This window comes from Cobetia sp. SIMBA_158 (assembly GCF_046566945.1).
In the GTDB taxonomy this organism is placed as follows: Bacteria; Pseudomonadota; Gammaproteobacteria; order Pseudomonadales; family Halomonadaceae; genus Cobetia; species Cobetia amphilecti.
Genome location: NZ_JAWJYL010000600.1, coordinates 1 through 259, shown reverse-complemented (window position 1 = coordinate 259; position 259 = coordinate 1). Strand labels below are relative to the sequence as shown.

Sequence of the window (259 nt, the reverse complement as noted above, 5' to 3'; positions counted from 1 at the left end):
TTTCTGACACAGGGCCCCATGGTGCCGCGCTTTGAGCAGGCGGTCGCTAATAAGGTGCGGCCACGCCACGCCTTGGCTGTGAATAGCGCCACATCAGCCTTGCATATGGCCTGCCTGGCATTGGGCTTGGAGCGGGGCGATTGGCTATGGACTACCCCGATCACCTTTGTGGCTTCCGCCAACGGTGGTTTGTATTGTGGAGCTCAGGTCGACTTCGTGGATATTGATCCGCATACCTATAATCTCTGTCCCAAAGCGT

1 protein-coding gene is annotated in these 259 nt (G+C 57.1%); it reads left to right on the top strand.

Going from position 1 to position 259, the window contains the following annotated elements:
* On the top strand, window positions 1-259 hold a 259-nt coding region (locus tag R2R70_RS21235; RefSeq protein ID WP_410979084.1), incomplete at both ends, for a DegT/DnrJ/EryC1/StrS family aminotransferase.